The sequence below is a fragment of the Pseudomonas sp. UBA5568 genome (genome assembly GCF_002425525.1).
GTDB lineage: Bacteria > Pseudomonadota > Gammaproteobacteria > Pseudomonadales > Pseudomonadaceae > Aquipseudomonas > Aquipseudomonas fulva.
The window spans coordinates 168,605-176,183 of record NZ_DIMK01000040.1 but is presented as its reverse complement, the minus strand read 5'-3'; the positions used below and the strand labels follow the sequence as shown (position 1 = coordinate 176,183).

The window sequence follows — 7,579 nt, the reverse complement described above, 5'->3', positions numbered from 1 at the left end:
GTCCAGCCCCAGCGCGGCGGCAAAGGCGGGAATGTCGGCGGCACAGGCATCGGTGGCGTAGTCCAGATCGGGGCCGCTTGACGACAAACCACGCCCGCGCACATCCAGCACGTAAGTATCGAAGTGCTGGCCAAGGCGCTCGGCGACGAACCCCCAGGTAATCGCCGGGCTGGTGATCCCTGGCACCACGATCAGCGCATGCCCCTTACCGCCATAGCGCAGGTAATGCTGGCGGATACCATTGGCGTTCACATGGCCGCCAGTCACGAAGGTAGTCATGCGGCCTCCCCGCTCTTGAGCGGCTGACCGTACAGGTCATAGCCGTATACCCAGGCTGGATCCTCCTGCGTATAGAGCCAGGTGTTGGCGTTGGATACCGACTGCACCTGGGAGGCTCGCTCTTTACGGTTGGCCTCGTACAGGGCAAAGGCGGTGCGGTGGTCCGACAGACCGGTCTCCTGCAGGCAGCGCGTCAACATGGCCGCATCCTCGATGGCCATGCAGGCGCCCTGCGCCATGTGCGGTTTCATCGGATGACAGGCGTCACCGAGCATCACCAGACGCCCACGGCTCCACAGCGGCAGCGGGTTGCGATTGCGCAGCGGCCACTTGGTGATCGATTCGGTGGCGTCGATCAGCTTCTGGACGGTGGGGTGATAGCCCTCGAAGGCAGCGCGCATTTCTTCCTGGCTGCTGTCCACGTAGGCGCCCTGGAAGTCCCACGCCTCGTGGGGCACACCGGTCACGAAGTAGTATTCGTCGCGCTTGGCCGTGGTGTAGTAGACCATCATGTGCCGGTCTTCGGACCACCACTTGACGCAGGGCTCGAATGCGTCGGCATGCTGCGCCAGGTTTACCCCACGGATCAGCGCACGGTGCGCCACCCAGCCGCTGTAGTTCGGCGCTTCGGCACCGAGCAATTCTTCGCGGATCTTGGAGTGGATGCCGTCGGCCCCTATGACGATGTCGGCGACCGTGTGGGTGCCATCGGCAAAGTCCAGACGCACCTGATCACCCTCATCGATGATCTTTTCCAGGCGTTTGCCGAAGTGCACGGTACCCGGCTTGATGGCATCGATCTGCAGCGCATGCAAGTCACCCCGGTGGATGGTGATGTAGGCCGCACCGTATTCGCGGCGAGCATGCTCACCCAGTGGGATGCGCGAGAGGTAATCGCCGCTCTGGCCGTCGCGGCTGAACCAGAAGTCCGGGTGCGAACCCATGAGTTCCAGCTTCTGCTCCAGCCCCATGCGCCGAAAGATCTTCATGACGTTGGGGCCGATGTGGATCCCGGCACCCAGGCGGGTGAACGCCGGGGCCTGTTCGTACACCTCGACATCGAAGCCGGCCTGCTGCAGCAACGTCGCTGCTGCCGCCCCACCCAAACCCGCGCCGACGATTGCGATTTTTTGGCTTCCCCGCATGGAGAGTCTCCTGTTGTTCTGATGTGTGGCAAGCGGCATGGCCGCGAGTCATTTACAGCGTATACACTTTAAATGACTCTTAGGAATAGCCTTGCTAAAATATTTTCAAACGGGTGATCGAATGGCCACATGGCCGTTTTTTACCGCAGAACTGGGCGATGAGTTGTTTGGTAACGTCTCAAAGATCACTTGCGTTGATCGAATGAATGCGCTCTTATCGCTCAGGTTATGGCGTACACACTGTTTTTTGTGCGCCAAGATAAAGCGTCGAGCACTGCGATGGTGCACCGCTTGATGCCGCCAGAGGCCACCCAGGAGAACCCACAATGCCGGTGAGCAATGCACAACTGACCCAGATGTTCGAGCACGTACTGAAGCTGTCCCGTGTGGACGACACCCAGAGCGTGGCCGTCCTCAAGAGCCATTACTCCGATCCGCGCACGGTCAACGCCGCGATGGAAGCGGCGCAGCGACTAGGGGCGAAGGTCTACGCCGTGGAACTGCCGGCGTTCAATCACCCGACCGCCATGGGCCGGGACATGACCGCCTACTGCGGGGACACGGCACTTACCGGCAATCTGGCGGCGCAGCGCGCACTAGAAGCCGCCGACCTGATCGTCGACACGATGATGCTTCTGCACTCCCCCGAGCAGGAGCAGATTCTCAAGACCGGCACCCGCATTCTGCTGGCGGTGGAACCAGCCGAAGTGCTGGCGCGCATGCTGCCCAACGAGGACGACAAGCGCCGGGTACTGGCTGCCGAAACCCTGCTCAAGCAGGCGCGCAGCATGCATGTGCGGTCCAAGGCTGGCAGCGACTTCCATGCCCCGCTCGGCCAGTACCCGGCAGTCACCGAGTACGGCTACGCCGACGAGCCGGGGCGCTGGGACCACTGGCCCAGTGGATTTCTGTTCACCTGGCCAAACGAGGACAGCGCCGAGGGCACGCTGGTCCTGGATGTAGGCGACATCATCCTGCCGTTCAAGAACTATTGCCGCGAGCGCATCACGCTCGAAATCGAAAAGGGCTTCATCACCGGCATTCATGGCGGTTTCGAGGCCGAGTACCTGCGCGACTACCTCAAGTACTTCAACGACCCTGAGGTTTACGGCATCTCGCACATCGGCTGGGGCTTGCAACCGCGCGCCCAGTGGACTGCCATGGGCTTGCACGACCGCAACGACGGGATGTGCATGGATGCCCGCGCGTTTTACGGCAACTTCCTGTTCTCCACAGGCCCGAATACCGAAGTGGGCGGCAAGCGCAAGACCCCTTGCCACCTAGACATCCCGCTGCGCAACTGCGATATCTACCTGGACGATCAGGCCGTGGTCATGGCCGGGGACGTGGTCGCGCCCCAGCAATCGCTGGCGCGATAACGGTTATACTGGCCGGGCGCTCCGCTATTGGCGGCCGGCCAGCTCCTTTCCACCAGCCCAAAGCCTCTCATGCCGAACACGACTCCCCCCAGCAGCGCCCCACACGACACCGCCCCCTACGACGTTACCGAACAGGTGGGTCACTTGCTGCGCAAGGCTTACCAGCGGCACACGGCGATCTTCCAGCAGCAGGCTTGCGACCCACAGTTGACCTCCATTCAATTCGTCACCCTGTGCGCCCTGCGCGATCATGGCCCCAGCTCTCAGGCCGAGTTGATCAAGGCAACGGCCGTGGACCAGGCGACCATCCGCGGGATCGTCGAGCGTCTGAAAGCACGTGAACTGGTGCAGCTCTCGCCAGACCCGGGAGACCGGCGAAAGGTGATCGTCACGCTCACCGACAGCGGCGCGGCCTTGCTCGATGCGATGATTCCCTGCGCCCGGCAGATCAGTGAACTGAGCATGGGCAGCCTCAATGCCGCTGAGCGCGTCGCCATCTTGTACCTGCTGCGCAAGATGATCGACAGCGACGACGGCGCGGCCTGAGCCACACCACTGCCGGACACCCCTTCGCGCGCCCTGCCTGAGCCACCGATTCGGTGAGCTCATTTTTCATGCCCTGCTCATCCGAATGCCTGGCCTGCTTCTTGCTCGCTCATTTCATGTAGTGAGTACTTACCGAAATGCACGCACCCTGTGGGTGCTTCGGTAGCGCAAGTCACCTCCAGAGATGAGCCCACCATGCAAACAACCCTCTCCGTGCGGGTCAACGGCCAGTCGTTCGAAGTCGACGCCCTGCCTGAAACGCCCTTGCTGCTGATCCTGCGCAACGACCTGTGCCTGAACGGCCCCAAGTACGGCTGCGGCCTGGGTGAGTGCGGGGCATGTACGGTGATCATCGACGGCATGGCCGCCCGCTCCTGCATCATCCCCCTGGCCGGAGCCGTCGGCCGGGAGATCACCACCCTTGAAGGGCTGGGCTGCAAGCGTGCGCCGCACCCTGTGCAGCAGGCGTTCATCGACGAGCAGGCAGCCCAATGCGGCTATTGCATGAACGGCATGATCATGACCGCCACGGCCCTGCTCGATCGAATCCCTCAGCCGAGCGACGAACAGATTCGCAACGAACTGTCCGGCAACCTGTGCCGCTGCGGCACTCACGTCGAAATCCTGCGCGCCGTGCGCCGCGCCGCCGACACCCGGAGAAAAGCATGAACCACTCGCAACAGGTGCCCAGCCGTGACCAACTGCTGGCCAAGACTGGGGTGCTGCTGATCGTCGATCAGATCACACCGCCTTCCGGTCCGGTGGCCAAGGGTGTGACGCCCGAGCCCCGGGAGCGCGAACTGGCGCTGTTCATCGCCGTCTGTGACGACGGCAGGGTCTATGCCTTCAATGGTCACGTTGACCTGGGTACCGGTATCCGCACCTCGCTGGCGCAGATCGTCGCCGAAGAGTTGAACCTGCGCATGGACCAGGTGCACATGGTGCTGGGCGACACCGAGCGGGCGCCCAACCAAGGCGCGACCATCGCCAGCGCCACCCTGCAGATTTCAGCCGTGCCGTTGCGCAAGGCTGCGGCGACTGCGCGCCGTCATTTGCTGCAACGGGCGGCACTGCGCCTTGGGTGCGAGCCCGAGTCGCTGCGCATCGAAGAAGGCACGGTCCTCACCGACGACGGCACTGCACTGAGTTATGCCGAACTGGTAAAAGGGGAAAACCAGCAACTGCACATTGCCGAGGATGCGCCGCTCAAGCCCATCGAAGACTACACCTTGGTCGGGCGCAGCACTGCCCGCGTGGACATTCCCGGCAAGGCCACGGGTGAACTGACCTACGTTCACGACATGCGCCTGCCCGACATGCTGCACGGGCGAGTGATCCGTCCGCCCTATGCTGGCCATGACAGCGGCGACTTCGTTGGCAACAGCCTGCTGGCCGTCGATGAGTCATCCATCGCCCACGTACCCGGCGTCGTGGCCGTGGTCGTGATCCGCGATTTCGTCGGCGTGGTTGCCGAGCGCGAGGAGCAGGCCATTCGTGCCGCGCAAGACCTGAAAATCAGCTGGAAGCCCTTTACCGGCAAGCTGCCCGACCTGAGCGATGTGGCCCAGGCCATCCGCGACAACCCGAGGGTCCAGCGCACGGTGCTGGACCAGGGCGATGTCGATGCAGGCCTTGCCAATGCCAGTCAGCGCCTGAGCCGTACCTATCTATGGCCGTATCAGCTGCATGCTTCGATTGGCCCATCATGCGCGCTGGCCGACTACGCGCCTGGGCAGATCCGCGTGTGGTCTGGCACCCAAAACCCACACCTGCTGCGCGCTGATCTGGCCTGGCTGCTGGCCTGCGGCGAGGAGCGCATCGAAATCATCCGCATGGAGGCTGCCGGTTGCTACGGCCGTAACTGCGCCGACGATGTCTGCGCCGACGCCGTGCTGCTGTCGCGTGCTGTGCTACGCCCCGTGCGGGTACAGCTGACCCGCGAGCAGGAACACGCCTGGGAACCCAAAGGCACTGCACAATTGATGGAGATCGACGGCGGCCTGAACGAAGATGGCAGCGTGGCTGCCTATGACTTCCAGACCAGCTATCCGTCCAACGGCGCGCCGACCCTGGCCCTGCTGCTCACTGGCGCGGTGGAGCCGGTACCGGCCTTGTTCGAAATGGGCGACCGCACGTCGATTCCACCGTATGACTACGAACACATGCGCGTGACCATCAACGACATGACGCCGTTGGTGCGCGCTTCGTGGATGCGCGGTGTGTCGGCCATGCCCAACAGCTTTGCCCACGAATCGTACATCGATGAGCTGGCGTTCGCAGCGGGTGTCGATCCGGTGGAATATCGGCTCAAGCACTTGTCCGACCCGCGTGCCATCGACCTGGTCAAGGCCACCGCCGCCCGCGCCGACTGGCAGCCGCATACCCAGCCCATGCAGAGCCAGGGCGAAGGTGACGTACTGCGCGGGCGCGGCTTTGCCTATGCGCGCTACATCCACAGTAAATTCCCAGGCTTTGGCGCCGCATGGGCGGCGTGGGTGGCTGACGTGGCCGTTGACCGGCGTACCGGTGAAGTCGCCGTCACCCGCGTGGTGATCGGGCATGACGCCGGGATGATGGTCAACCCCGAAGGCGTGCGCCACCAGATCCACGGCAATGTCATTCAGTCCACCAGCCGCGTACTCAAGGAGCAAGTCAGCTTCGAAGCGTCGACCGTGGCCAGCAAGGAATGGGGCGGCTACCCGATCCTGACCTTCCCCGAGCTGCCTGCCATCGACGTGATGATGCTGCCGCGTCAGCACGAAGCACCGATGGGCAGCGGCGAATCCGCTTCGGTACCCAGCGCCGCTGCCATTGCCAACGCCATCTTCGATGCCACCGGCATCCGCTTTCGCGAGCTGCCGATCACGGCCGAACGGGTGCGCGCCGCCCTTGGCGCCAATGACCAGGGGCCTGGGCCCTCGGCCCCGGCGCAGCCTGCAAGCAAACGCTCAAAGTGGTGGTTCGGCGGTCTGGCTGGGGTGTTGGGCGCAGCCTTGGGCATGCTTGCCACCGCCCTGCCCTGGCGCAGTGAAATCGCACCGGTTACGCCGCCCGGTGCTGGCAGCTGGAGCGCCGCGATGCTCGAACGCGGGCGCCAGGTGGCAGCGGCCGGCGACTGCGCCGTGTGCCATACCGTCAGCGGCGGCAAGGTCAATGCCGGCGGGTTGGCCATGCACACGCCCTTCGGCACGCTCCACACCACCAACATCACGCCCGATCCGGAAACCGGCATTGGCCGCTGGTCATTCGCCGCCTTCGAACGGGCCATGCGCGAAGGCATCAGCCGTGACGGCCGTCACCTGTACCCCGCGTTTCCCTACACCTCGTTCCGCGTCATCAACGACGCCGACATGCAAGCGCTGTATGCCTACCTGATGTCGCAGACCCCGGTACGCCAGCAAGCGCCCGCTAACCAGATGCGCTTCCCGTTCAACCAGCGACCGCTGATGGCTGGCTGGAACGCCCTGTTTCTGCAGCGCGGTGAATATCAGGCCGACCCGCAGCGCAGCGATCAGTGGAACCGCGGCGCCTACCTTGTCGACGGTCTCGGTCACTGCACGGCGTGCCATTCGCCGCGCAACCTGATGGGCGCCGAGAAAGCTGGCAGCAGCTACCTGGCCGGCGGGATGGTCGATGGCTGGGAAGCACCGGCCCTCAATGCGTTGGGTAAATCATCCACCCCGTGGACCGAAGACGAGTTGTTCAACTACCTGAGTACCGGATTTTCTGACAAACACGGTGTGGCGGCCGGCCCCATGGGCCCGGTGGTCAGCGAGCTGGCGACGCTGCCGGAAAGCGACGTGCGTGCCATCGCCCATTACCTCGGCTCACTCGATGGCGAACCTCAGTCGCAGGCGACCAAGGCACCGCCGCCGGCTGAAACACACGTTTCATTGAGCAATGGCGAACGCGTGTTCAAAGGCGCCTGCATGGCCTGCCACAGCGATGGACTGGGGCCGAAACTGTTCGGCGTCAGCCCGTCGATGGCGGTGAACAGCAACGTTCACAGCGACCTGCCAGACAATCTGCTGCGGGTGATACTGCATGGCATTCCTACCCCCGCCACCCGTGACCTGGGCTACATGCCAGGCTTCAAGGACAGCTTGTCGGACCGACAGGTAGCCGATCTTGCGGCGTACCTGCGCCAGCGTTTTGCAGGTGACAAGCCCGCCTGGCAAGGGCTCGCCGCCACGGCCGCGCAGGTTCGCGCCAACCCAGGCAGCCATTGAG

Annotated in this window: 5 protein-coding genes and 1 pseudogene; 4 read left to right on the top strand and 2 right to left on the bottom strand. The window is 63.8% G+C overall.

Annotation, left to right across the window (positions count from 1 at the left end):
• Positions 1-279: pseudogene (nicD, locus tag B2S33_RS13175) on the bottom strand (N-formylmaleamate deformylase); the annotation flags it as partial.
• The gene (gene nicC, locus B2S33_RS13170; protein WP_027916157.1) at positions 276-1,424 is read right to left on the bottom strand and encodes a 6-hydroxynicotinate 3-monooxygenase; all 1,149 of its coding nucleotides are present in this window, start codon (positions 1,422-1,424) and stop codon (positions 276-278) included. The pseudogene nicD and the gene nicC, both read right to left, overlap by 4 nt.
• Positions 1,425-1,750: 326 nt before the next feature.
• Here nicC and B2S33_RS13165 point away from each other — a divergent pair, with 326 nt between their 5' ends.
• From B2S33_RS13165 to B2S33_RS13150, 4 genes are all read left to right on the top strand, one after another.
• On the top strand, positions 1,751-2,803 hold the full coding sequence (locus B2S33_RS13165; RefSeq protein WP_028686518.1) for a 2,5-dihydroxypyridine 5,6-dioxygenase: 1,053 nt from the start codon (positions 1,751-1,753) through the stop codon (positions 2,801-2,803).
• Between the two features lie 69 nt (positions 2,804-2,872).
• A complete protein-coding gene (locus B2S33_RS13160; protein WP_028686519.1) occupies positions 2,873-3,349 on the top strand; it encodes a MarR family winged helix-turn-helix transcriptional regulator in 477 nt (158 codons plus the stop codon).
• 195 nt (positions 3,350-3,544) lie between these two features.
• Positions 3,545-4,018, top strand: a complete 474-nt coding sequence (locus tag B2S33_RS13155) for a (2Fe-2S)-binding protein (protein WP_288649878.1) — start codon at positions 3,545-3,547, stop codon at positions 4,016-4,018.
• Positions 4,015-7,578 (top strand): molybdopterin cofactor-binding domain-containing protein, encoded by a 3,564-nt coding sequence (locus B2S33_RS13150; RefSeq protein WP_288649876.1) that lies wholly within the window; start codon positions 4,015-4,017, stop codon positions 7,576-7,578. The genes B2S33_RS13155 and B2S33_RS13150 overlap by 4 nt, the downstream gene beginning before the upstream one ends.
• The last annotated feature ends 1 nt before the right edge of the window (position 7,579 follow it).

Excerpts from the sequence above, each read along its gene's own strand:
- nicC (WP_027916157.1), bottom strand. The coding sequence starts at position 1,424 with ATGCGGGGAAGCCAAAAAATCGCAATCGTCGGCGCGGGTTTGGGTGGG.
- B2S33_RS13165 (WP_028686518.1), top strand. The coding sequence starts at position 1,751 with ATGCCGGTGAGCAATGCACAACTGACCCAGATGTTCGAGCACGTACTG.
- B2S33_RS13160 (WP_028686519.1), top strand. The coding sequence starts at position 2,873 with ATGCCGAACACGACTCCCCCCAGCAGCGCCCCACACGACACCGCCCCC.
- B2S33_RS13155 (WP_288649878.1), top strand. The coding sequence starts at position 3,545 with ATGCAAACAACCCTCTCCGTGCGGGTCAACGGCCAGTCGTTCGAAGTC.
- B2S33_RS13150 (WP_288649876.1), top strand. The coding sequence starts at position 4,015 with ATGAACCACTCGCAACAGGTGCCCAGCCGTGACCAACTGCTGGCCAAG.